The sequence below is a fragment of the Dyadobacter sp. SG02 genome (genome assembly GCF_900109045.1).
In the GTDB taxonomy this organism is placed as follows: domain Bacteria; phylum Bacteroidota; class Bacteroidia; order Cytophagales; family Spirosomataceae; genus Dyadobacter.
The window spans coordinates 475427-499337 of record NZ_FNYL01000002.1; the positions used below are offsets into that span (position 1 = coordinate 475427).

Below are 23911 nucleotides of genomic sequence, written 5' to 3' on the forward strand. Positions count from 1 at the left end.
CGGTGTCCTGACGCGCCGGCAGCTCAATAGACCGTGGATGACTGGTATTTCGTTGCATGGCGGTTACATCTTAACGCAACAACGTCTCCGTATTGTACCGGTTCCGGTATTCAATGGGCGTCAACCCGGTAATCCGTTTGAATATCGTCCTGAACGTTTTCAGATCATTATAACCCACGTCGTAAGTAACATAGGCAATATTTGACTCACCTGCTTCCAGGGATTTCTTGGCTGCTTCGACCTTGATCCGCTGGATGTATTCGATCGGGTTCAGGGAAGTGGCGCTTTTGAAGCGGCGGATAAAGTTCCGCTTGCTCATGTTGACTTCCCCCGCAATCTGATCTACGGAAATGTCGGCCTTGAACTCGCTTTCGATATAGGTTTGTGCGCGGTGAATGTCCTCGTCCTGATGGCCCCGGTGGCCGGAGAATATGGTGAAGATACTTTGGGAAGTCCGTCCGTAATCGAGGGCGTAATACTTGCTCAGCGTAATGGCGGTGTCTTTTCCGCAGGTTTTTTCGATAAAATACAACACCGCACTCAATGCCGAAAAGCCCCCGCCGCCGGTAATGATAGCCTCCGATTGCGTCACGACCCTTTCGGGCCTGAAATTGACGAGCGGGTACCTTTTGCGCATGTCGTCGATCGCACCCCAATGCGAAGTAGCCGGCATACCGTTCAGCAGCCCGCATTCCGCAACGAAATAGGCGCCGGTACAGAGGCTGATAATCTGTGCTTTGTGCCGGTATTTTTCTGCAAGCCAGTCGGTTAGTTTCGCGTATTTGGATAGCAGCTGATCCATGTCCGCACCTTCCGTGTTCATCGGCGGCACGACGATCACGTCCGTGTCAAAATCGTCGGACAAGGTTTTCCCGCATTGAAACTGAACCGGGTGGTTGAGCTGTACCTCATGCAGGTGCACGCCCACGAGTTCAACCTCGAACGGGGCCGCTTTGCCGCTGCCGACGACCGCATCCCTCGCGCCGGTCAGCAATGCGACCGTGCTGGACAGGGCCGTCAAAAGAACGTCCTCATATACGATGACGGAAATATGTCTGGTTCGCATGGTTCGACAGGTTTGTTTAAAGCTATCAAAAAGATGGCACAAAATACACCTTTGATTGTCATTTTTACACGCCGACCGACTTTGTGGTGCCGGGTAATTTTACATCATCAACTAAACGACAAACAAACGATGAAAACGATTTTCGATGAAGCTACACGGGACGAGTTGATCAGAAGAATTCAGTCGCTCGATAAAAGCAATGCCGCGCAATGGGGTAAAATGAATGTATACCAGATGACAAAGCATTGCACCATTTGGGATGAATGGGTGCTAGGCGTCCATAAGCCGAAATACAAACAGGAGCTTATAGGATGGATTTTTGGCAGGATGGCCCTGAAAACTTTCGTAAAAGACGACCGGCCCATTAAGAAGAATGTTCCCACGAGCAGCCCGTTCATCGTAAAAGAGCAGGATGGCGATCTGGAAATGCAGAAGAAAATCTGGATCGGGTTGATCGACGCGTACAAAAGCTTCTCAAACCCGGATTTCATTCACGACTTTTTCGGCAAAATGACGCGGGAGGAAATAGGGATATTTGCCTACAAGCATTCCGACCACCATTTGCGGCAGTTCGGCGCCGTATATCCACACCCGGTCGTAGATCAGCGGCAGGCTTCCCGGCTGGTTTCGCCATAATCCGTGATGCTGATGGTGTTTGGGAGAAATAAAAGAGGTTGTATCAAACGCGATACAACCTCTTTTCAATCGTGCCGGCTTAGTTCCAGCCGTTCGCTATATCCTTCGAAACGTTCGGATTATAGTTTTTTTCAACATCCGGGATTGGGAAAAGTACGTTTTTGTCCTGGAAAGGCTGTTTGCCATCGCCCGGTTCGGTGGCGCGTTGCGCATTGATGGTCTGCTTGGCGATGCCCCAGCGGATAAGGTCGAAATAGCGGCTTTGCTCGCCGCAAAGCTCTACCTGGCGCTCGCGCATGATGATTTTCATGGCGTCGGCTTGCGCACCTAATGCGGTGTAAGCTACCGCGCCCGAGCGTTTCCGCACCTGGTTGATCAGCGCCAGCGCTTCGTTACTGGTTTTTCCTTGCTGGATTTGCGCTTCGGCGAGCATCAGGAGCACGTCGGCGTAACGGATCACTTGTCCGTTAATGGAGCTTGCCGGTCCGCCGTAAGACGCCACTTCGTTATAGTACTGGTATTTTTTCCAGACATAATACCCCTGCGGATCATCCGCCTTGAATGGGAAGTCGATCGGGCCGCCGGTGCATTTCTGGCAATATTGGGTATCGCCGCCGCTTTCCTTGCTGCCGTAGAAGGTGAACTTCGCACGTGGGTCCGTGTAATTGGCATTGGTGGCGGGATTGGGGTATTGGAATGATTTAACGGTCGTCGTCGATATGTAAACGTTGAACCAATCCTTGAAACCATATTCCTGCGCACGGTCGGAATGCGTCGCTTTACCGCCCCATGTTTCCTGCCCGCCGAACACGTAGTACTGGTTGCCAATGCCCCAGTCGGTCCATTTGGCGTTCATGATCTGGAAAATGTTTTCAGGACTGCTCTGGTTGGTGGAACTGAAAAGGTTTTCGTACGACGGGTCGAGCGAATACGTGAAAGGCGCGGCCGTCAGCTGTGCCAGCGTCGTTTCCGCCTGTGCCCACTTTTTCTGGTACAAATAGGATTTGCCCAACAATGCCACCGCGGCGCCTCTGGTAGCCCGGCCGAGGCCGGTAGCGGCGTCATAGGTTACCGGCAAATCCGCTGCCGCCAGTTTCAAATCGTTTTCAATGGTCGCCCAGATTGCCTCCGCGGATGCCCGGGAAGGGTAGTTATTGGCTACGGTACTGTCGTAAGCGGTGATCAGCGGTGCCTTACCCCACAAATTGACAATGTTGAAATACGCATACGACCGCAGAAACCGCGCTTCGGCAATGTATTGCTTCGCTGCCTGCTGGTCGGCGGCCGATGCCGGGTTCCATACGCCCGCCCGGTCGATTACCACATTCGACCGGAGGATCAACCGGTACAGGCTGTTCCAAAGCTGGCCGATCTGCGCCTGGCTGGTACCGAAAGAGTAGTCGGCCAATTGCGCCATGTCGCCTTGCAGGTTGGTCGTTTTCTTGGCTTCGTACCCGAGCAGGTCAAAAATAAAGTAGTACTCGCGTGACCACAGCCCGTTGTGCAGCAATGTGGCGTACGTCGCGATCACCGCCTGGTTGAGCCCTTCGGACGATGTAAAGTAGGTGTTGTAATCGTAGGCGCTCTGGCTTTCCAGTTCCAGTTTGGATTCGTCGCACCCGGCCAGCTGGAAAGCAGCAATGATTCCTGTCAGAAAATATATGATCTTTTTCATGTTCACTTCAAATAAGTTTTCTCCTAACCATTAAAACCCTAGCTGCAAGCCGCAAAGCAATGTTCTCGGCTGCGGCAACTGCAATCGGTCGTCGATACCGCGCGAGAAGATGTAGCTGCCGCCGTTCTGGGTGCTTACCTCCGGGTCATAACCTTTGTATTTGGTGAAGGTGAGCAGGTTTTGCGCTGCCGCGTACACCCGGATGTTCTTGAATACCTTGCCGCCGCCAATGCCTTCGATCACGCCCTGGGGCAGGGTATAGCCCAGCGTCAGGTTACGCACGCGGAGGTAGGCACCGTTTTCGAGCCACCAGTCGGAGGGGCGAAGGTTACCGTCGCCCGTTGCGCTCTGGCCCGCACGCGGGAGCTCGGCCACATCGCCGGGTTTGCGCCATCTTTTGAGGATTTCGGTGGAAGCATTGTGCCCCGTCGATTCATTGTCGGTCACGAATTTGAATGCATTCAAAATCTTCAGACCCGTAACACCCGAAACCACCACATTCAGATCAAATCCTTTGTAGCTGGCCCCAGCATTGAAACCGTACACGATTTTGGGAATTGGGTTACCCAGGATCTTCTGGTCGGTGGAGGTTACCTTGCCGTCGCCGTCGAGGTCTTTGAAAATAAAGTCACCGGGGAGCAAACCTGCCTGGTACTTGGTAGTGGCATCGCCTGCCTGCTCGGCTGCTTTCGCATTCAATGCATCGATTTCCGCCTGATCTTTCGCTACATGGGATACTTCATAACCGAAGAACGACCCGATGGCCGAACCCGCAGCCGTGTAGGTAAATGTAGGAAGATTACTAAATGCCCCCGCCTGAATAGGTGCGGCAAACTCGCTTCCAAGGGAGTTGACGGTGTTTTTGTTGTAGGCCAAATTCGCGTTTACATTATACTGGAAACCACCCCGTGCCTGATCGCGGTAGCCGACCGAGAACTCCACGCCCTTATTTTGCGCGCTGGCTGCATTGGCATATTTGCTGGGTTGCCCGCCACTGGCCGACGCCCCGGTGCTTCCGGATACCGGTACGCTCACGAGCAAGCCGGAGCTTTTGCGGTTATACCAATCCACGGCAACGGTCAGCCGGTTGCTGAGGAAACCGAGGTCGAGGCCGATGTCCGTCTGGTCGGTCGATTCCCAGCGGATGTTGGGGTTGGACAGCGTATTAATGGTGGTACCAGGTGAGAATCCTTCATTGGTACCCAGCGAATAAACCAGGTTACCATTGGGGCTACCGCTGTAAGTCAGTACGGAGGTCACGCCGGTGGTCGGGATCGTGTTGTTACCCGTTCTTCCCAACCCGAAACGTACCTTGCCGTCGCTCAGGAAATTCAGGTTGTTTTTAACAAACTCCTCATCCACAAAGCGCCAGGCGGCGCCGAAGCCGTAGAAATTCCCGAAACGGTTGTTGGCACCGAAGTTCGAAGCACCGTCGCGGCGGAAACTTCCCGTGAGAATGTACTTGTTATCGAAAGTGTAGCCCAAACGTGCGAAATAGGAGATTACCGACGAGCGCGCATAGCCGTAATTGGAACCGGTAACGGCCTGTGATTGCGCCACGCTGATGTTCTGAATGGCGTCGTTCGGAATTTTGGTGCCGGTCGCATTCAGGCCGGATGAATTGCCCGGATCGAGGTAGCTGTTACCGAGCGTGGCCGAAACACTGTGTTTGCCAAATACCTTGTTATAGGAAAAGTAGTTTTCCAGCGTGTAAAAGGAATAGTTGCTGAAACCTAATGTAGCCTGTTGCGGATTGGTCAGGTTGTTACCTGCCGTGTAGCCATATTGGTAGCTCCGGTTCTTGCCGCCGCCGATCTCGGCCGAAAGCTGCGTACGAAACCGCAAACCGGCAATGATATCCACTTCGGCAAATACCTGCGGGAAAAACACGAAGCCGGTATTGATCGGGTGGTTCAGGTTAATGGCCGCGAGCGGGTTGTTACCATTGCTGAAATCGTCTACGTTGGTGGTATTGGAATAGCCGCCGGGAATAGTCGGGTCGTAAATGGGCTTGTAGGGCGCATAATATACCGCATCGGAAATGCTGGCCAGTTGGCCGTCGTCTTTCGTGTAGCGGATATTCAGGCTCTGGCCCAGATGGAAGCGGCCCAGGGTTTCGTCCAATGCAAAGCGTGCATTCAGCCTGCTGTTGGCAAAGTTCTTTACAATGGCCTGTTGTTTGATATAACCCAGAGAGAAATTATAAGCCACTTTTTCGCCCCCGCCGCTGATATTCAAATCATTTTGAGAGACGAGCCCCGATCTGAAAATCTCTTTCTGCCAGTCGGTGCGGTCGGTGGTTACCTCCGAAGTACTGAATTTCGCGGGCAAGGCCGAGTTGGTCGTTGCCGCAAAATCTTTCAGCAGGTCGATGTACTGTGATGCATTCAGCAGATCGAGCGTCTTCCAGGCCTTCGCAACGCCCCATTGGGTATTGAAATTAATGCGCGGCGCGCCTGATTTTCCTCTTTTGGTAGTGATGATCACCACGCCGTTCGCCGCGGCGGAACCGTAAATGGCTGTCGATGAGGCGTCTTTCAGAATAGTAATGTTTTCGATATCCTGTGTCGCCAGCGTGTTGAACATTGTTTTGCTGCCCTGGATACCGTCGATCACGTACAAGGGGTCGACGCCCGTGAATGAGCCGGTACCGCGGATGAGGATCTGGGCGTCGGAGCCCGGCGTACCGTTCGACTGCAATACCTGCACGCCCGCCGATTTCCCGATGAGCAGCTGCGATGGGTTGGTAGCGGTGGTGGCGCCGGCGTCTTTGGAGGAAACAATATCCACAGATCCGACCACATCCTGCTTCCGCGAGCTGCCGTAACCGATCACGACCACCTCGTTCAGCGACTTATCGTCCGGTACCATCGATATATTGATCACCGCCTTGTCGCCCGCAGCGATTTCCTGCGTTTTGTAACCTACAAAACTGAAAACCAGCACCGCTTCCACATTACTGACCTCGAATTCGAAGTTTCCCGAGGCGTCGGTCAATGTACCCAGTTGGGTGCCTTTCAGGCGTACGCTCACGCCCGGGAGGCCTTCGCCGTTTTCGTCGCTCACCTTGCCTTTCAGCACCTGCGCGAGCATATCCCTCATTTGGATCGTGAGTTGCCCGGCACTTTTGGTTTGCAATTCCTTGCTGGCTTTGAGCAGGATACGTCCCGACGGGGTAACCTGGTAGGTGATCTGGAGAGGGGCGAGCAATGTTTGCAATGCCACCGACAGTTTCTGATTAACAACATGGATCGCGACCGGGCGCTCGGCGCGGATTGCCTTATTGCTGTACACAAACCTTACGTTCGCTTTTTGCTCCAACTGGTCGAGCACCGTCGACAGTTCCACCTTGTCGGCGTGGAGCGTTACGTTCCGTTCCAGCACCTCCTGCGCCTTGCTGACGTGCGCCGCGTAGGTGAGGCTGGAAAAAACGATTGAAAAGATAAGCTGGGCCAAAGAAATTCTCATGAGCAAGCAGAGCGATGCCCGGTTTTTTCGGTATCGGTTTTTTTTCATAGTTTAGACAGGTTTTTATAACTAATGAATACCCCGCAGCCGCATCTTGGCGGATTCCCGGCGGCGGGACAGTACTGACCGGCAGGGTAGCTTTCTGCCGGTTTCTTTTTGGGCTTTTGGACAGGTTTATCGCATAAGGTTTTATTTAGGTTAAACAAAAGTTACTTGCAGCCGGCCGCCGAAATCAGGATTCGTGTTCCCTGAACCTGGTAGGAGCCGTCGTTGGACTGGCAAATCAGGTCGAGCTGGTCGAACAGCGACATGTTGGTAAGGTCGCCGGTGAACGTACATTCATTCACGGCTTCGCCCGATACCACGATGTCCACCCCGTAGGCATCTTCCAGGCGTTGGAAAATCTCCGGCATGGCCATGTTCTTGTAAATCGCGGGAGGCAGGGCGGCGTGGGCGGTGAGCAGTACCGGCTGGTCGACGAGGCTGGTCATCAAATGCCCGCTTTCTTCGAAATAGGTTACACGCTGGTTCGGGGTCAGGATCACGCCTTTGTTGAACTGATGCCTGGCCCCGGAAGATGGTTCCGGCGTATCAATGCTTTCGTTTTCAAATACGGACACCTTCCCGCATACCACCTCCACCTGCATCTGGTGCGCTTCGCCTCCTTCTTTCACCCAGAAACTCGTACCGAGCACGCGTGTCACGAGCTTGCCGCTGTACACGAAAAACGGCCGCTGGCTGTCTTTGGTAATGTTAAAAAACGCGTCGCCTTGGAGTTGAACTTCCCGTTTTCCAGCTAAAAATTTGCGGGGATAGGTGAGTCCTGCACCGGGCGCGAGGGTGACCTCACTGCTATCGGCCAGCCTGATGCGCATGGGCCGGGTGGTATTGTTAGCGGTAGAGATCAGGCCTTCCCCCTTCGCTTCCAGGAGCAACTTCCCGGCCACGGCCGCATGCGAAGCGGGTTTGTCTGAAAAAAAGTAAAACAGGGAGAGGGAGACGATCAGTACCGCGGCGACCGACGCAAACATGCGCAGGATAACCGGGCGTGGTAAAAATGTTCTGGTTTTTTCGGGGGATTTTCTTTCCTGCTGGATCGCGTTCCACATTCTGGCTTTCAGGATTGATTTTTCGGTGTCCGAAAGCTCGGTTTGCGGCGCGCCACTTTGGACCTGGTCGTACCATTCATGGATGCGGTCCTTTTCCGCGGGCGTACATCTTCCCTCGCGGTATTTCAGAAGCAGGTTTTCGATTTCGTCGTAACTCATAGGTTCAGGGGTGGCTGGCTCAGATTTGTCTTTTTGTCTGATTCAACCTCTAAACCGTATTGATCACGGGTTATCCCTGAATGTTTTTAAAATAACTTGGAAAGTTTATGTAAAATGAAGGGATTTGGATTAAACTTCCTGTAATAATGCAACGGGGAATGCTAGGAGAAAATACTGAGGAGCAGCAGGAGCAAAGTCTCGTTCAGATACTCGCGGACTGCTTTGGAAGCTTTGCCGAGGTGGTATTCGACCGTTTTGTCCGACAGGTTCATGAATTCGGCGATCTGCGCGACGGTCCAGCTCTCTATCCGGCTGAGTTTGAAGATTTCACGTGTTTTTTCAGGAAAGGGTTTCAGGCTCTCGTCAATGTTACGCAACAGCTCATTATAGGCGACCTCGTCTTCCGTATAATGCTCATGCCGGCTCGCAAATGCCTGATAATAGGCCAGGTACCGGCTTCTCGGCCCGGCTTTGCGGATGTGGTCGATGACTTCGAACCGGACCGCGGAGAAAAGGTAGTAGTTCAGTGTGGTCGTGTGCAGGTTCCGGCGCTCGTTCCAGAGGCGGGTGAAAATGTCCTGCACGATCTCTTCGGCAATGTGCCTTTGGCCTAATTTGTGGAATGCAGCCTTGTACATCGGATACCAATACTGGTCGTAAATGGCCGTAAAGGCCCACTCATGCCCGGCGCATAAAGCTTCCAGCAATTGCTGATCAGAAACTTGTTGGCTATACGGCATTTCAGTGAAGAGGTGTCAAGTTTACATTTTTGACAAAGTTATATTTTTTAGTTTGATATTTACATTTATTACAATAGCTACCTGGCTACTCCTTCACTTTTTCCCGCAGCATTTCGATCTCCCGTTCCAGCCTTTGAATATAAACATCCTGGAAATTGGTGATCTGCTCGATGTCCGTCGGACTGTATCGCGGGGTAATGTGTTTCGGACAGTTCCAATCGTAGGCTTTGATATGGAAGAGCAGCAACCGTTCGGGCTTGACCGGATAATCTTCCGGTTTGAGCAACTCGAACAGCTCAGGGTTATCGCTGATGGCCACGATCTCCGCCTCCGCGTAGATTTTCAACCGCGCACGGAGCGGGTAGGAGACGAGGATCAGCGACACTTTGGGATTATGTGTGATATTACCAACTGAAATATATTGCCGGTTTCCACTGAAATCAACTATTCCGATCGTTTGCGCGTCGATCACCTTGATGAAGCCTTTCGGACCGCCCCGGTGCTGGATGTAAGGATATTCGTTCTCGCCGAAAGAAGCCATGTAAAAGCTGTCCATGTCCGAAATGAAACGGGTTTCGACGATCGTCAGCCCGTCGGTGAAGCTCGCCTTTTGCACCCGTTCATAGGCGTTCCGGCTGCCCATTCTTTCCTGAATGGCCTTGATGCCGTCCGAAAACGCAAGCGCTGAATAGTTCATAACAGTGGAATTTTATACCGGTTGAAAATTACCAGTTTAAATCGACTGGATTTGTCGGATCATCTGATTGGTGAAACCCCATTCGTTGTCGTACCAGGCCATTACCTTCACCAGGTCGCCGTCCACGACGCGCGTCATTTCGAGGTCGACCGTCGCCGCATAAGGGCTTTTGACAATATCGCTTGATACCAGCGGTTCGTCGGTCACGGCCAGTACTTTCGCATATCGCTCGGTGGCAGCCTCCTCGATCAGGATATTGTTGATTTCCTCGGCTGTGGTCGGGTGTTCGGCAATAAAAGTGATGTCGGAAATAGATCCCACGGGCACCGGTACCCTGATCGCGACGCCGTCAAACTTGCCCGCATATTGCGGCAATGCCTTCGTCGTTGCAACGGCAGCGCCGGTAGCGGCGGGAGCCAGGTTGACCGCTGCGCCGCGGCCCATGCGCGGTTCGCGCTTGGATGGTGCGTCCACGATCGTTTGCGATGCCGTGTACGCGTGAACGGTATTCAAAATCGCTTTTTTGATGCCGAGTCTCCGGCCTAAAATTTCGATTACAGGGCTGATATTGTTGGTGGTACAGCTCGCGCAGGAGAATACCGCCACTTTGCCGTCCTCCGTATTCACGCCATGCACGACAGTGGGCGTATCTTTGGTAGGGCCCGAGATCACGACAAACTTCGCGCCGGCGGTAATGTGCCTTTCGGCTGCCGCCTGATTGGTAAAAATCCCGGTACTCTCGATCACGATGTCGACGTTGAGTGCCTTCCACGGAAGATTTTCGATTTCCCTGATACTATGGTATTTCACGGGTTTGCCGCCGATCAGCAGCGTATCCCCTTCGATTTTAACCTCTTTTTCGTATTTGCCGTAGTTGCTGTCGTATTTGAGCAGGTACGCGGCGTTCTGGATATCCATCAGGTCGTTGACACCCACCAGTTCCAGGTCGTCGGTTTCGAAAATTACTTTAAGCGCGGCGCGCCCGATGCGGCCAAATCCATTGATTGCTATTCTTTTCATGATGCGATTTTTGGTTAGGAAATCCTAATGATTTCATGTCCCAAAGTTGCATCTTTCCATGTTACCGATACTAGGCAGCAATTCCTGAATTGTTGTCAATTTTTCCTTTTATACCGGCGGTTTGCAGGATTTTCTCCCGGTACTGGACCGGCGAGATGCCTTCCTTGTTTTTGAAAAAACGGCTGAACGTCTGGATGTCGTCATACCCCAGCTCATGGGCGATTTCCTTGATCGACAAACTGGTATAGCCGATCTGGCGGCGCGCGTGGAGCATAATGCGGTCGTGAATGATATTCTGGGGTCCGCGGCTGGAAAAAACCGAGAAGAGATTGGAAATCGTTTTGGGCGATTTGTTGAGCTTGGAAGCGTAGAACGCCACATCATGGTGCATGGCGAAATGCTTTTCTACCAGGTAGTTAAATTCCCTGACGAGGTCGCTCTGACTTGTTTCGAGCTTGTGGAAATTGGAAGACCGCCGCAGAATGCGGGCCGACAGAATGAGCATCCTTTTGAGGATACATTGCAGCATATCCCGTTGCAGTATATCGGAAGAAAGCATTTCAGTACAAAACATCTCCCACGAAACCTCGAATGCCCGCAGCGCGTGTTCGTCGACCGACACGATAGGCACGCCCGACGCGCCAAAGAAAAGAAATCCCTTGCTACCTACTTCGTTGTCGTGGTTTACAATGCAATAGAAAGGCTGGTTAAACCGCACCATTCTCGCGGCTTCCAGCTCGACGCTGTCGATCTGGTGAAACTCGGTAAGGAAAATGATCTGATTTCGCGCGAGCTGGTAGGTGATTTTATCGACGGTGATCTCCATGCGTTTCCCGACGTTCCATATGAACGTCATATCCGTTGCCTGCACGTCATAGATTTCCTGATAGTTCCCTGCGTCCAGTTCATGGATTCCTATCTTTTCATGATCGTCATTTTCGAAGCGCATATCTTGGCGAATATTCAGGGAAAACTTTTACAGCCCCAATTTATCACTTTAAGCCCGGCAACCGCAAAACCTTCGCATGAATGGTGTTGAAAAACTCCGGTGTGAGGCCCAGGAATGTCGCGATATGCTTTTGCGGGATGCGGTTGGCGAGCTCGGGGAAGTTGGTGCGGAAATGGATGTAGCGCTCCTGGCCGTTCATGTAAAGCATCCGCAGGTTCCGGAGGTGCTGGTTGATCAACGATTGCTGGTAGGATATCCTGAAAAAACGCTCGATGGCCGGCACGCGCAATGCAAATGCTTCCAGGTCGTCCTGGGTGATCTGCACCACTTCCGAATCTTCGAGGGCTACGATATTGCAATGGGTCGGCTCGCGGGTGGTGCGGCTGTACAGGTCGGACGTCCACCAGTCTTCAATCGCGAAATACAGGTTATGCTCAACACCTTTCGGATCGAGGTGATAGGTCCTGAGACAGCCGGAATTGACATAGTATTCACAATCGCAGATGTTGCCTTCGCGGAGGAGATATTCTTTCCGTTTGACCTTCCTGATGCTCAGCAGTGCACAAAATTCCTCCTCTTCCTGCGGCGTGAATGACGTATATCTTTTTATGTTCGCGAGTATGCTGGCAAATGGCGTGGTCATCTTGTGTGGGCATTTTTGGGGGTGCAAATGGACAAAGTTCCGTCGATGTACCGGTTGAAAAAACTAAGATAACTTAATTTTTTTTCCGCTGCCCGACACAGAATTTTGTCGCCAATCAACGAAACTATGGAAACATTACTTGCAGGACGCGCGGGCTTCGATATGCTGGGAAGCCAATATCCGGCCGCCGGAAATGTTCAATTCGAAACCACTTCCATTGCCGGCGTTGCGTGTACGTGGGTGAGGCCTGCGGGGACGCTCGCGGGCGAAGTGGCGGTATTTATCCACGGCGGGGCGTTTATTTATGGCTCGCTCCGGTCGCATGCCCCGATGGTGAGCCACATTGCCTCGGCGCTGAAACGGAATGTACTGATGATCGACTACCGACTGGCGCCGGAAAATCCTTTTCCCGCAGGGCTAAACGATTGCGTTGCAGCCATTACCGGCTTGTTGACAGAACATCCCGACCTCATTTTCGGGATCATCGGCGACAGTGCCGGCGGTAACCTGGCCGTTGCCGCGCAGCTCGGCCTGAAAGCGGCCGGCCGCCCCATGCCGCGGTACAGCATGGTGATTTCGCCCTGGACAGACCTCGAATGCAACAATGACAGCTATACCCGTAACCAATTGGCCGACACGGTCCTGACCCGCGAATACCTGCAATGGGCAGCTGGCTTATATGCAGGAAACAGGGGCCGGGCGGACGGCCTTGTATCGCCCGTGAATGCGGACCTGAGCGGATTACCGCCCGCGCTGATCCTTTGCGGTACGGCCGAGATATTGGAAGACGACAGCATCCAATTGCACCGCAACTTTCTGGCCGCCGGGGTGGAAGCCGAACTGATCACTTTCGAGGGCGAGCAGCATGTCTGGCCTTTTATGGATATCGATACCGGCGCATCGCAAAAAGTGCTTGCCGATTTTGCCATATTTGCAGCAAAGCACAGCACCAGCCGGTAGCTTTCGCATTTCAACTTAATACTTATATTTTGAAGCAATGAAAACTATTTCAGTCCCTGCCCGCGAACAGGTAAGCCCTGAATCACAGGAAATTTTTGATGGTTTTTCGAAACGGCTGGGCAGAGTGCCCAATCTGTACGCGACCATCGGCTATTCGCCGACTTCCCTGAAAGCGATGATGAACTTTGAAGACGCGCTCGGCCACGGGGTCTTCAATGCGAAGGAAAGAGAGGCGATTTACCTCGTCGTATCGCAGGTAAACCAATGCGACTACTGCCTTGCCGCACACACGATACTCGCGCGCAAGAGAGGTTTTACAGACGAGGAAATCATCGGTTTCCGCAAAGGCGATGCCGCCGATCCGAAATTGCATACGGCCATTCAGCTCGCGAAAGCCATTGCGGAAAACAAAGCGAACGTCAGCGACGCGGTCAGGGATGCGTTTTTCGAAGCCGGTTATGACGAAGCCGGGCTGATGGACCTTATTTCGCTGGTGACTTTGCGCACGTTCACCAATTATGTGTACGCGTTGACGAAAATCCCGGTCGATTTTCCCAAAGTGGTGGAAATTGAATGAAAAACGAAGCCGTAGAATTGTGATGTAAGTCACGCAATGAAGTTCCTGTTCCCATGTTCCTTTGTGTCAGAATTTTAGACATGAAGTAACATGAAAAAGCACATAATTGCCGCGAGTCTGCTGGCCACCGGGCTGGCGATCGCGGCCCCGGTCAATGCCCAGTCCGCCTCGCGCGGGGATGAATCCATCCGCCCCTATAAAATCCACATTCCCGATGCGGAGCTCGCGGACCTCAAACATCGCATTACAGCCACGAGGTGGCCCGACAGTGAACTCGTGAAAGACGAAACCCAGGGCGTGCAACTTGCCACGATGAAGGCGCTTGCCGGTTACTGGGCCACGAAATACGACTGGCGCAAAGTCGAATCGAGGCTGAATGCATTGCCACAGTTCGTAACCAACATCGATGGCGTGGATATTCACTTTATCCACGTCCGTTCGAAGTATCCAAATGCATTGCCGGTCATCATCACGCACGGCTGGCCCGGCTCGGTGATCGAGCAACTGAAAATCGTCGGCCCGCTGACCGACCCTGTGAAATACGGCGGTAAAGCGGAGGATGCCTTCGATGTGGTAATCCCCTCTATTCCTGGACACGGTTTCTCCGGCAAACCTGCGGAACTCGGCTGGAACCCCGTCCGCGTCGCGAAAGCGTGGATCACGCTGATGGACCGGCTTGGTTACAAGCAATATGTTGCGCAGGGCGGTGACTGGGGAAATGCCATTTCGGAAAATATGGCGTTGATTGCCCCTGCCGCACTGCTCGGTATCCATACCAATATGGCCGCCACCGTCCCGGCCGACATTTCGAAGGCATTGGCATCCGGTAACAAACCCGCCGGGCTTTCCGCAGACGAGCAAATTGCCTACGGACAGCTGGATTTCTTCTACAAAAAAGGATTGGGTTACGCCAGCGAAATGAGCCTGCGTCCACAGACCTTGTACGCCGTCGACGATTCGCCGGTGGGCCTCGCCGCCTGGATGCTGGATCACGACGACCGTAGCTACAAACTCATCACACGCGTGTTCGCGGGAGAAGAAGAAGGTCTCACGCGGGACGATATTCTCGATAACATTACCCTGTACTGGCTTACCCGCACCGGTATTTCGTCGGCCCGGCTTTACTGGGAGGCTTCGCAGGGTGCTACGGGCGGTTTCTTCGATCCGAGAGGTTTGAAAATACCCGTCGCCGTGAGTGCCTTCCCCGACGAGATCTACGCCGTACCGCGCACCTGGGCCGAACGGGCCTATCCCAGACTGATCTACTTCAACAAGCTGGAAAAGGGCGGACATTTCGCAGCCTGGGAACAGCCTGAGGCATTTACCAAAGAATTACGTGCCGCGTTTCAATCGCTCCGCGTGAAATAGTGATCCCATGAAAAACATCCTGTTCATTGCCATGCTGTTGTTCCATTATGGCAGCATGGCCCAAATACAGAAGACTATGGAAACGTCAGATTCATTGATCATCTCCCAAACATTGGAAAACGACTATTTCAATGGCATTTACACCGGAGATGTGGAACGGCTTCGCAAAGTATATCACCCAGGTACCTTGCTCTGGGGCGACGTGAAAGGGCAGCCTTATGCCAAAACACTCGCCGAGTACCTCGACGGCGTGGCTAACCGCCAGAGCCCCAGGGATTCAGATAAGCCGTTCAAGGGAGAGGTGCTTGATGTCCGGGTCACCCATTCCATTGCCGTGGCCGAGGTAAGGGTGAGAATGTATGATTTTCTTTATCACGAATATCTTTCCTTTCACAAAATCGGCGGTAAATGGCTGCTGGTCAACAAAATGATCAGCGACGTTCTTTAACGTTTTAATACCTGACACAGCGGCCGGCATGGATGGATGCCGGCCGCTTTTTTGTCGCGTATTATCTACAAAAGCGTAGTTGAAATCAATACATTCAGATATCGGTAAAATTGGAAATTCGAGACTAGAAATGTTTTCAATTTTAATCCGGAGCCGATGTTAAACATATACTTTTCCGCAGCAAAAAAATGCCGTAAATGCCACCTTCCGGCGTTGTTGATCATGTGCATATTCGGGTCGCATGTTGTTGAAGCCCAGGTTACTCCCGCTGATCTTGTGGTTACCGTCAAGACGAACATTTACATAGCCGAAGAACCGAAGGTAGCTGTGTTTGCCAGTGGGCACTTCGATGTGTATTATGAAAGTATTCCTGCCGGAACGTCCGGTGTAATATCCCCCTTTAACGATGGTTTCGTCTTCATTACGCTGCCTGCCCCCGGCGAATATCGTCTTGCCTTCCGGCCCAGGTCGCCCGCTCCTCTCAATAGCATCTATTTCGGAGCCAATACTCCTGCACAACTGCTTACAATCGAGCAATGGGGTACAACCGCATGGAATTCTTTGGAATTAACATTTGAAAATTGTATCAATTTGTCTGCGATCACGGCGACGGATAGTCCCGTACTCACCAACCTGACTACCCTGGCCGGGATGTTTGCGCATTGTACGCTATTGAGCAGCGCACCCAATATGAAAAACTGGGATGTGAGTAATGTCCGCGATATGAATCAGATGTTCGCAAATTGTCCGCTGTTCAACGAACCCATCGGTAGCTGGAATGTGAGCAAGGTCACTAACCTGTATGGCATGTTCTCGAACGCGACCTCATTCAATCAGCCCCTGAATTCCTGGGACGTCGGTATGGTGACCGACATGAGTTTTGTATTGCGCGGGACGCCGGCATTCAACCAGCCATTGAACAACTGGGACGTGAGCAAGGTTACCAACATGGTCAGCGCATTTGAAGGAGCCGAGTCGTTTAATCAGCCGCTGGATAATTGGGATGTGAGCAGCGTCACCAACATGTTCAGCATGTTCTTTGGGGCCACGGCTTTTAATCAACCCCTTAATAGCTGGAATGTCGGCAACGTGACCAGTTTTGGCGGGATGTTTTATAATGCTTCATCGTTCAATCAGCCGTTGGGCGACTGGGATGTGAGCAAGGGGACCGATTTCAATAGCACGTTTGTCGGTGCAACATCCTTCAATCAGCCGCTTAACAGCTGGAATGTCGGTAATGCAACCGCAACTAACTATATGTTTTACGGAGCGTCCGCCTTCAATCAGCCCCTTTCGGACTGGGATGTAAGCAAGGTAACCAACATGGGACATATGTTCGAGAATGCCACTGCATTCAATCAAAATCTGGGCAACTGGACATTGAATGCTTCCGTTGATATAAGCAATATGCTCATCCCCAGTGGTATCGGTTGTCCCACTTATACCAGCACGCTAATAGGCTGGGCAAACAATCCATCGACCCCCGCGGCGCGGTCCCTTGCTGCGACCGGTCTCAGCTATGGGCCGGAAGCGTCAGCAGCGAGGGATTTTCTCGTGAATACCAAAAACTGGACGATCACCGGCGATACCTTCGACGCGGTTTGCGTAAGCCTGCCAGTCACATTGGTTTCCTTCGAAGTGACCAGGGAGGCATCCGCCGCGCTGCTGACGTGGTCGACCACCGAAGAGACGAATAGCGACTATTTTGAAATTCAGAAAAGCGCAGACGGCAAAACGTGGAAGGCCATCGGGAGACAGGCGTCAAACGGTGAAAGCACGGTACTTAGAGCCTACCAGTACCAGGACCACGGACCTGCTCCGGGGATCAATTACTACCGTTTGAAAATGGTTGATCGCGATGGAACATTTGCATATAGCCGGGTTCAGCGTGCGGATTTTGGTAACCGGGGCTACGCAAACGTTTACCCTAACCCGGCCAGTGAAACGCTGTTTGTGGAGGACTACGGTCATGTGAGGGAAGCCGTTATTTACAATGGGTCAGGCATGAAAATGCTTGAAACCGGCATCGTCGGTCCCCGGGGGATCGACGTAAGCAGGTTGTCTGGTGGCTTGCATACACTGAAACTCACGTTCGATGACGGTAAGGCCCAGTCCCTTAAAATAATTGTAGGCAAATAAAACAGCGCATATCAAATGCGGGGCGTATTCACGACGCCCCGCCTACATTTCGATATAATCCTGTTGAAATTTGTATTATCCCAAAGATACGACCCGCTGGGCTTCCACAGCCTGGGTATTCAACTCGATGGTTTTCACTTCTTTATCTTTACCGTCGATCAACACGACTTTGTACGGGCCGTCGGGAAGCTGGCTCAGGTCAAATCTTGTCCGGGTAGCGCTTTCGGATTTTTTAATCGTTTTGGATGCCAGTGTATGCCCGAATTGATCGACCACATTGACCGAAACTTCCTTTTCCGACTTGATGACGCTGACGTCGATCTTTCCGTTTTCAGTCGATGCCACCCAGAAACGGGTTTTGGTATCGTCTCCGATGGCGTGTGAAATCCCGGCTTCGGATTGGGCGAATACACTTGAAGAAAGGGCAAGTGAGCATGTTAGTAGCACTGATGCGAGGAGCGTTTTCATGGTTGTTTATGATTTAAATGTGATTGTTTAAGATTAACGGAAGCGGGATTGCTGCCGACTTCCGATACAATGTTAATCGCCTTCCTCGGTCCCGCAAAACGGAATCGACAGGGAGGTAGGGAACGACGACAGATTGCCTGTAATGAATGTTAAATCACACAAAATGAATAAGTTATATATTTTATATAGCATTCATAGAGTAGAATGGCAGATTCATCGAGCCGTCGGGTGGTTTCATTGAATATGACGCACCTGAGTTACAAATCACCGAAAGAATGGATGAAAACCCGACACCGCAAGAAACGGGTTTGCGGGCAACCGGATATTTGGCTGTTTTGATGAAAAATAGCAGCGAAAAATGCATCATCTCAGCAATCCTTCAATTTTGTACTTCGGTACGCCCGTTGTACTCGTAGGCACGACCAACAGCGACCGTACTTTTAATCTTGCCCCCATATCATCCGCATTTTGGCTCGGTTACCGCTGCATGATCGGCATTGCGGCGCATTCCAAAACCACGGAAAACATCCTGCGTACGCGGGAATGCGTGCTTAACCTGCCATCCGTGGACCAGGTGGAGGCGGTGGACAGACTTGCGCTAGTCACCGGAAGCGATCCGGTACCAGCCGGGAAGGTGTTGAAAGGCTACACGCACGAAGCCGACAAATTCGGGAAAGCCGGATTGACGCCACTTCTATCGACGATTGTAAATGCGCCGAGAGTTATGGAATGCCCGGTTCATCTGGAAGCGGCCTTCGTGGCGATACACCCGTTCGCTGCCGAAACAGGTATCGAAAACATCCGGAGTGTCACATTGGAACTGAAAATTCTCCGCGTGCATCTCGACGAGTCGATCGTATCCGATCAAAACCCCAACCACGTCGACCCTGATAAATGGCGGCCGCTGATGATGAGTTTTCAGCGCTTTTACGGGCTTGGCAGTGAAGTACATCCTTCGAAATTGGCATCCGTTCCGGAGCAATTATACCGGACCCGGGATACCGAGTATGCCGGTCAGCTTTAAGCAGTTAATTTTTGGTAATTAAAGAAATGCCAAGCGTATTAAGCTGATAATGTCGAGCGAAAAAGTCGCCAGGTTAATCCAGAATTTAAATGGCTTTTTCTTTTCCATGATCGCTAAGTTTTTATGCAAAATGCGAGTTCGATTTCATGATAGCAAACTATTTTGGATGAACGGAGGTTGCTGAGTCCCCGTTTCGCAATGCCGGTCGTCATGTGTCAAACGGTAATCGGAATCATGAAAAAGGCATTACACATTACATCGAGTGCGCGGGGCGGGCAGTCGTACAGCCGGGCATTGAGCGCGGCCATCGTCCGGAAGTTAACAGACAGAAAAGAAATCGGCACAGTCGTGGAGCGCGACCTGATCCAATCGCCTCCGCCCTATCTGAACGAAGAGCTCATCGGGGAGTTCTACAAACACGCGGATTCGGCCACGGAGGAAGGAAAGCATTTGCTCCGCTATTCCAACGCGATTTTCAGCGAGATGGATGAGGCGGATATCATTGTCATCAGCACGCCCATGCATAACCTGGGCGTTTCGGCTCCGTTAAAGGCCTGGCTGGACCAACTGGTGCGCGTGGGGCTTACCTACCGATTTAATGAAGACGGATCGAGGGCAGGCTGTTTGAAAAACAAGAAGGTGTACCTCGCGATAGCTTCGGGCGGAAAACAGGCTTTCTGGCCGGAAGGTTACGAGTTCATCGAGTCTTATATCAAAGCAGTATTCGGCACTTACATCGGCATTACCGATGTTGCAACTTACCGGGTTGAAGGTACCGCGATGGGCGTTGTTGAAGTCGATTACGACGAAATTTTGGCTGACCTCTGATCGTAAGAATGTATTTGTATCAAGCGCATGAAAACGGCGACCTGCCGAATTCATGCGCTTTTTAATACACTATTGTTTTACAATTTTAAAAGTCTGTCCATTGACTTTTAAAAGATAAATACCTGGTTGAAATGCGCTGATATTGATCTCTTTTTGAAATCCGCAAGCTGCACCTGATCCAGGATTTTGAAGCGATTGTGCTCCGCTGAGCCGGGCTCCGGTGAGCCGGGCTCCGGTCAATGTGAAGATTTCAACAGTACCCAGCTGACCTGCCGATTCGATGCGGATCAGATCGGTGGCGGGATTGGGGTAAACACTGATTTTTACATCCACATCAAACCGGACCGAGACCGTGCGCGAATACGAATAAGGACCTTCCTGACCGTCCCCGGCGCGGTCGATCTGTTTCAACCGGTAATAGTTGATACCGGCCAGCGGGGAAGCGTCGGTGAAACGGTAGCTGACCAGGTCCCGGCTGTCTCCGGCGGCTTCCACTGTGCCGATCGCTTCGAAATTCTTGGCGTCGCTGCTGCGCTGGATTTCAAAATGGGACGCATTCACTTCCTCGGTTGTTTCCCATTCGAGCAGGGCGGTTTGCTCCGCTGCCCGCGCCGTGAAACTCACCAGTGTTACGGGAAGCGGGGGCTCGGAGCTTCCGATGGCAAGAGCGCTGATGGTAACGCCTGCCGGAATAATGCCGCTGAGCGTGCTGTTCTCCGTGTTTCCAATGGCGTTGCCGGATGCGCTCAGCGAAATCCACCGGGTGCCGTCCCAACCGGCGAGCCGCAGGTCGGACGGGATTGCGAATGTGGAAACGTCGGGCATCGAAACGGTTACGAAAATATTGTCGTCGTTCCCGGCCGTTACCGCCCAATCCCAGAAACCCACGGGGCTTACCGCTTTCAGGGAAGAGGCCAGCGCGGTAAGGCTGTGCGTGCTGCCGTCGGACGGGTCAGCCACATTGTCGGGGCTTCCGGCGAACCAGGCGGTGCTGATGGCGGCCGGGGCGGAAGGCGCCGAGATCAGCACCGTTCTCAGGTCGGCTCCATTGCCGACGGGAAACAGGAACGCGTCGTCGCCGGTTTTTGTGACGTACCCGTTGACGTGCTGCGCGTCCGTATTTCCACCCGTGTAGAAAGCGCCGTCACCGAAACGGAGTGCGCTGATAGTGTGTGTATTGCGCGCCGTTGTGGTAATCCCGTTATTGAAGTATAAACTGTCCGTGATGTTCACGCCCTGGGTGTTGGTAATGGCCATCGTATTGCCCGCGCCGATGTTGAATCGTGCTTTGGAGAAGCTGGGGGCCATGTTGCCGCTGATGGTATTGGCCCCCGGCGCTACGAACAGGTCGAGGCTGCCGGTTGCTGTCCAGCTGCCGTTGACTTGCAGCAGGTTATTGCCGTGTTCGTAAACCGAATTGTTGGCCAATGCGACGGAACCGTCAGCAAGCACGACCGTGCCGCCGGGAGAATAGTCGCTGAAACGGCCGCCGTCGACGGTCGCCGGGGCGCTGGCACCACCATAGGTCGTGTTTTGCCCACTTGCATTGCCCGCGATGACGGAAATCAGGGTTAGTATGATAAGTCGTTTCATAATATTACTTGCTGACAGTCTTTGAAACTCCCTGATCTGCTTTAACCCCCATCATTTGTTCCATTTGCTTCACACGCTCCACGAGTTGCGCGGTAACGGCCTGGCTATCTTTCAATTCCCGATTTTCCGCTTTTAACGATTCGATCTGCGCCTGCTGCTCCTGAATGGCTTTCGTCAATACCGGGATCAACTCGGTATAGGAAACGGAGAGCGTTTTATGTGCATCGTTCCCTTCGCTGACCAGCGATGGCAACACCTTCCTGATTTCCTGGGCAACAAACCCGATCTCGTGGCGGTTGTAGTCCGAAGCTTCCACGCTGTTTTTCTTGTCATACTCCACAGGACGCAGGTTCATTACGGTGCCCAAACCGTGGTGTGTGCTGCTGATATTGCGTTTCAAACGGGCATCGGAAGTCAGTACCACGCCATTGGCCCGCACGGAGGCGGAAGCATTGATATCACCTGCTACATCCAGTTTGTAGGCCGGCGCCGTGGTACCGATACCCAGTCTGCCAATATCAGTCAGCCGCATCCATTCCGACGGGGTGTTGCCATCGATCCAGCTTCCGTTGGTAGCCCATATAAAGCCAATTTCGTTGCTGTTAATCCGGGTATTGTTGCGGTCGGTGATGAACACCATATTCTCCCGCGCTTCCACATAAAGGTTATTGCCGGGCAATCCCAGAGCCGGGTACATGTAAATGCGCTCGGCGTCGTCGTTTTCGGCCCAGCGGATACCGTACCGGGGCGACAGGTGCATATTCCCGTTGCTTACATCCAGCTTGGCGCTGGGATGGGGCGTGTCCGTACCGATGCTCACGGTCCCGTCTGCCAGGATGCGCATACGTTCGGCCGCATTCGTACGCATGACGAGCGGCTGCGCGTCCGAAGTGCCCACGTAATTGGTAGCAGGGTTGGTGGAGGCATTACCGGTCAGTCCCCAACCGCTCGCGCCACCGCCCGATGCCGACAATACGCCGTTGGCCAGGGAAAGATTAGTGCCTAACGTGATATTGCCCACATTACCCGTCGCGTCGCGCCCTGTGATGAAAGCAGGTGTGCCCGCGCTGCCTGCAATGCGCGCCGTACCGTTCACGTCCAGCTTCGCAACGGGGGAAGAAGTACCAATGCCTACATTGCCATTGCCCTGAATGCGGAATAGCTCGGTACCGTCTCCGTTTTTACCACCTGCAAAAAACGCATGATCGGCACCAGGGACCGTGTGGTAATTAAATTGATTCGAGCTTACACCAAAGCCAACGTGGTTGGCAGCGCCGCTATCAAAGAATGAAAGCTTGGCTCCCAACGCCGAGGCAAAGGCCAGGGGCACAACCGGTGCCGGGTTGCCGATACCGATATTACCTGCGGGAGTGATCCGGAACCGCTCCGCCGCATTGGTACGCAGCAGGAGCGGTTGTGCATCCGTAGTGCCGAGGTATTGGGTGGCCGGGTTAATGCCCGCATTACCGGTCAGCGACCAGCCCGCCGTGCCTGCCGAAGCCGACAGTGCCCCTCCGACGATGGACAAACCGCTTCCCAAAGTGATATTGCCCAGGTTGCCCGATCCGTCGCGGCCGACAATGGTGGTCGGCGTGCCGGTACTGCCGGTGATCCTTGCCGTTCCGGCCACATGCAACTTCGCGCCGGGCGCGTTGGTGCCGATCCCTACACTACCATCGTTTCGAATCCGCATGAGCTCTGTGCCGTCCCCGTTTGTCCCGCCAGCCCAGAATACGTGCGAGGAGTTGGTGGCGGTGTGGTAGTTGAGCTGGGTGGGACTTACGCCGATCCCGAGAAAATCGGCCGGGCTCCCGCCGTCGAAAAATGCGACTTTGGTCCCTAATGCGGATGCAAACGACAAAGGTGCAATGGGGGCGCCGTTGCCGATGCCGATATTTCCTGCGGCTGTGATCCGCAAACGTTCGGCGGCATTGGTACGGAATACCAGCGGCTGACTGTCCGAAGTCCCGAGGTAGTTCGTGGCTATATTGGTGCCCGCATTTCCGGTAAGGTTCCAGGCATTGCTGACGGTCGAAGACGTCCATACCGGCGCGGCGGGCGTGCCGGTGTTTACCTGCAACTGGTTCGTGGTAGTGTTGTAGATCATCAATGCGGTCGCGGGGTTTGCGATCGCATCGCGTTGTGCGGTGGTGAGCCGCGGTGCCAGTAAGCCTTTATTGTTGCCCGTTCCACCGGTCACTTCGAGCATTGCGCTGTTATCGGGCGCTCCGGCGCCGCCTACCTTGGTTTGGGCATGGGTTTGAAAAGATATTGCAAGCAAAGTGCCTGCAAGCAGAGCGTAGGACTTTTTCATAATAAAAACGATTGGTTGAGCTGAAATTAG

General features: G+C 52.9%; 20 protein-coding genes. 8 read left to right on the top strand and 12 right to left on the bottom strand.

Annotation, left to right across the window (positions count from 1 at the left end; translation table 11 throughout):
* Positions 1-70: 70 nt before the first annotated feature.
* The gene (locus BMW93_RS05630) at positions 71-1066 is read right to left on the bottom strand and encodes a GlxA family transcriptional regulator (protein ID WP_090374217.1); all 996 of its coding nucleotides are present in this window, start codon (positions 1064-1066) and stop codon (positions 71-73) included.
* A gap of 129 nt (positions 1067-1195) precedes the next feature.
* On the opposite strand from BMW93_RS05630, the gene BMW93_RS05635 reads away from it, so the two are divergent.
* Positions 1196-1702, top strand: coding sequence for a DUF1569 domain-containing protein (locus BMW93_RS05635; protein WP_090374218.1), 507 nt, complete (start codon positions 1196-1198; stop codon positions 1700-1702).
* 79 nt (positions 1703-1781) lie between these two features.
* Here the strand turns inward: BMW93_RS05635 and BMW93_RS05640 are convergent, their stop codons facing one another.
* The 8 genes from BMW93_RS05640 to BMW93_RS05675 all read right to left on the bottom strand — a co-directional run bounded on the left by BMW93_RS05640 (position 1782) and on the right by BMW93_RS05675 (position 12162).
* Positions 1782-3377: a RagB/SusD family nutrient uptake outer membrane protein gene (locus tag BMW93_RS05640; RefSeq protein ID WP_090374219.1), complete on the bottom strand. Its 1596-nt coding sequence runs from the start codon at positions 3375-3377 to the stop codon at positions 1782-1784.
* 30 nt (positions 3378-3407) lie between these two features.
* Positions 3408-6893 carry a TonB-dependent receptor gene (locus tag BMW93_RS05645; RefSeq protein ID WP_090374220.1) on the bottom strand — a complete coding sequence of 1162 codons (3486 nt, stop codon included), beginning with the start codon at positions 6891-6893 and terminating at the stop codon, positions 3408-3410.
* Positions 6894-7054: 161 nt separating this feature from the next.
* Positions 7055-8113 carry a FecR family protein gene (locus BMW93_RS05650; protein WP_090374221.1) on the bottom strand — a complete coding sequence of 353 codons (1059 nt, stop codon included), beginning with the start codon at positions 8111-8113 and terminating at the stop codon, positions 7055-7057.
* Positions 8114-8274: 161 nt separating this feature from the next.
* On the bottom strand, positions 8275-8853 hold the full coding sequence (locus BMW93_RS05655; protein WP_090374222.1) for an RNA polymerase sigma factor: 579 nt from the start codon (positions 8851-8853) through the stop codon (positions 8275-8277).
* A gap of 85 nt (positions 8854-8938) precedes the next feature.
* On the bottom strand, positions 8939-9550 hold the full coding sequence (locus BMW93_RS05660; protein WP_090374223.1) for a pyridoxamine 5'-phosphate oxidase family protein: 612 nt from the start codon (positions 9548-9550) through the stop codon (positions 8939-8941).
* A 36-nt stretch (positions 9551-9586) separates the two neighbouring features.
* Positions 9587-10570 carry a type I glyceraldehyde-3-phosphate dehydrogenase gene (locus tag BMW93_RS05665; protein WP_090374224.1) on the bottom strand — a complete coding sequence of 328 codons (984 nt, stop codon included), beginning with the start codon at positions 10568-10570 and terminating at the stop codon, positions 9587-9589.
* Between the two features lie 70 nt (positions 10571-10640).
* Positions 10641-11519 (bottom strand): AraC family transcriptional regulator, encoded by an 879-nt coding sequence (locus BMW93_RS05670; RefSeq protein WP_090374225.1) that lies wholly within the window; start codon positions 11517-11519, stop codon positions 10641-10643.
* A gap of 43 nt (positions 11520-11562) precedes the next feature.
* Complete coding sequence (locus BMW93_RS05675; protein ID WP_090374226.1) at positions 11563-12162, bottom strand: Crp/Fnr family transcriptional regulator; 600 nt, start codon at positions 12160-12162, stop codon at positions 11563-11565.
* Positions 12163-12288: 126 nt separating this feature from the next.
* On the opposite strand from BMW93_RS05675, the gene BMW93_RS05680 reads away from it, so the two are divergent.
* The 5 genes from BMW93_RS05680 (at position 12289) to BMW93_RS05700 (ending at position 17654) form a co-directional block, all read left to right on the top strand.
* Entirely contained in the window at positions 12289-13122 is an 834-nt protein-coding gene (locus BMW93_RS05680; RefSeq protein ID WP_090374227.1) for an alpha/beta hydrolase, read from the top strand.
* 37 nt (positions 13123-13159) lie between these two features.
* Positions 13160-13699: a carboxymuconolactone decarboxylase family protein gene (locus tag BMW93_RS05685; protein ID WP_090374228.1), complete on the top strand. Its 540-nt coding sequence runs from the start codon at positions 13160-13162 to the stop codon at positions 13697-13699.
* Positions 13700-13789: 90 nt separating this feature from the next.
* On the top strand, positions 13790-15067 hold the full coding sequence (locus tag BMW93_RS05690) for an epoxide hydrolase family protein (protein WP_090374229.1): 1278 nt from the start codon (positions 13790-13792) through the stop codon (positions 15065-15067).
* Positions 15068-15074: 7 nt separating this feature from the next.
* Positions 15075-15515 carry a nuclear transport factor 2 family protein gene (locus BMW93_RS05695; RefSeq protein WP_090374230.1) on the top strand — a complete coding sequence of 147 codons (441 nt, stop codon included), beginning with the start codon at positions 15075-15077 and terminating at the stop codon, positions 15513-15515.
* A 156-nt stretch (positions 15516-15671) separates the two neighbouring features.
* Positions 15672-17654 carry a BspA family leucine-rich repeat surface protein gene (locus BMW93_RS05700; RefSeq protein WP_090374231.1) on the top strand — a complete coding sequence of 661 codons (1983 nt, stop codon included), beginning with the start codon at positions 15672-15674 and terminating at the stop codon, positions 17652-17654.
* Between the two features lie 75 nt (positions 17655-17729).
* Here BMW93_RS05700 and BMW93_RS05705 read toward each other — a convergent pair whose 3' ends face one another.
* A complete protein-coding gene (locus tag BMW93_RS05705) occupies positions 17730-18122 on the bottom strand; it encodes a hypothetical protein (protein ID WP_090374232.1) in 393 nt (130 codons plus the stop codon).
* 358 nt (positions 18123-18480) lie between these two features.
* Here BMW93_RS05705 and BMW93_RS05715 point away from each other — a divergent pair, with 358 nt between their 5' ends.
* Complete coding sequence (locus BMW93_RS05715) at positions 18481-19146, top strand: flavin reductase family protein (protein WP_090374234.1); 666 nt, start codon at positions 18481-18483, stop codon at positions 19144-19146.
* A 234-nt stretch (positions 19147-19380) separates the two neighbouring features.
* Positions 19381-19974 carry an FMN-dependent NADH-azoreductase gene (locus tag BMW93_RS05720; RefSeq protein ID WP_090374235.1) on the top strand — a complete coding sequence of 198 codons (594 nt, stop codon included), beginning with the start codon at positions 19381-19383 and terminating at the stop codon, positions 19972-19974.
* A 69-nt stretch (positions 19975-20043) separates the two neighbouring features.
* On the opposite strand, the gene BMW93_RS05725 is transcribed toward BMW93_RS05720, so the two are convergent.
* Both BMW93_RS05725 and BMW93_RS05730 read right to left on the bottom strand, forming a co-directional pair.
* Complete coding sequence (locus BMW93_RS05725) at positions 20044-21567, bottom strand: T9SS type A sorting domain-containing protein (RefSeq protein ID WP_090374236.1); 1524 nt, start codon at positions 21565-21567, stop codon at positions 20044-20046.
* A gap of 4 nt (positions 21568-21571) precedes the next feature.
* A complete protein-coding gene (locus BMW93_RS05730; protein ID WP_090374237.1) occupies positions 21572-23881 on the bottom strand; it encodes a tail fiber domain-containing protein in 2310 nt (769 codons plus the stop codon).
* Between the last annotated feature and the right edge of the window lie 30 nt (positions 23882-23911).

Bases quoted from the DNA above. Each gene is read 5' to 3' on its own strand.
- BMW93_RS05670 (WP_090374225.1), bottom strand. From the start codon at position 11,519: ATGCGCTTCGAAAATGACGATCATGAAAAGATAGGAATCCATGAACTG.
- BMW93_RS05635 (WP_090374218.1), top strand. From the start codon at position 1,196: ATGAAAACGATTTTCGATGAAGCTACACGGGACGAGTTGATCAGAAGA.
- BMW93_RS05685 (WP_090374228.1), top strand. From the start codon at position 13,160: ATGAAAACTATTTCAGTCCCTGCCCGCGAACAGGTAAGCCCTGAATCA.
- BMW93_RS05655 (WP_090374222.1), bottom strand. From the start codon at position 8,853: ATGCCGTATAGCCAACAAGTTTCTGATCAGCAATTGCTGGAAGCTTTA.
- BMW93_RS05690 (WP_090374229.1), top strand. From the start codon at position 13,790: ATGAAAAAGCACATAATTGCCGCGAGTCTGCTGGCCACCGGGCTGGCG.
- BMW93_RS05680 (WP_090374227.1), top strand. From the start codon at position 12,289: ATGGAAACATTACTTGCAGGACGCGCGGGCTTCGATATGCTGGGAAGC.
- BMW93_RS05650 (WP_090374221.1), bottom strand. From the start codon at position 8,113: ATGAGTTACGACGAAATCGAAAACCTGCTTCTGAAATACCGCGAGGGA.
- BMW93_RS05645 (WP_090374220.1), bottom strand. From the start codon at position 6,893: ATGAAAAAAAACCGATACCGAAAAAACCGGGCATCGCTCTGCTTGCTC.
- BMW93_RS05695 (WP_090374230.1), top strand. From the start codon at position 15,075: ATGAAAAACATCCTGTTCATTGCCATGCTGTTGTTCCATTATGGCAGC.
- BMW93_RS05725 (WP_090374236.1), bottom strand. From the start codon at position 21,567: ATGAAACGACTTATCATACTAACCCTGATTTCCGTCATCGCGGGCAAT.
- BMW93_RS05700 (WP_090374231.1), top strand. From the start codon at position 15,672: ATGTTAAACATATACTTTTCCGCAGCAAAAAAATGCCGTAAATGCCAC.
- BMW93_RS05715 (WP_090374234.1), top strand. From the start codon at position 18,481: ATGCATCATCTCAGCAATCCTTCAATTTTGTACTTCGGTACGCCCGTT.
- BMW93_RS05630 (WP_090374217.1), bottom strand. From the start codon at position 1,066: ATGCGAACCAGACATATTTCCGTCATCGTATATGAGGACGTTCTTTTG.
- BMW93_RS05660 (WP_090374223.1), bottom strand. From the start codon at position 9,550: ATGAACTATTCAGCGCTTGCGTTTTCGGACGGCATCAAGGCCATTCAG.
- BMW93_RS05640 (WP_090374219.1), bottom strand. From the start codon at position 3,377: ATGAAAAAGATCATATATTTTCTGACAGGAATCATTGCTGCTTTCCAG.
- BMW93_RS05730 (WP_090374237.1), bottom strand. From the start codon at position 23,881: ATGAAAAAGTCCTACGCTCTGCTTGCAGGCACTTTGCTTGCAATATCT.
- BMW93_RS05675 (WP_090374226.1), bottom strand. From the start codon at position 12,162: ATGACCACGCCATTTGCCAGCATACTCGCGAACATAAAAAGATATACG.
- BMW93_RS05720 (WP_090374235.1), top strand. From the start codon at position 19,381: ATGAAAAAGGCATTACACATTACATCGAGTGCGCGGGGCGGGCAGTCG.
- BMW93_RS05665 (WP_090374224.1), bottom strand. From the start codon at position 10,570: ATGAAAAGAATAGCAATCAATGGATTTGGCCGCATCGGGCGCGCCGCG.
- BMW93_RS05705 (WP_090374232.1), bottom strand. From the start codon at position 18,122: ATGAAAACGCTCCTCGCATCAGTGCTACTAACATGCTCACTTGCCCTT.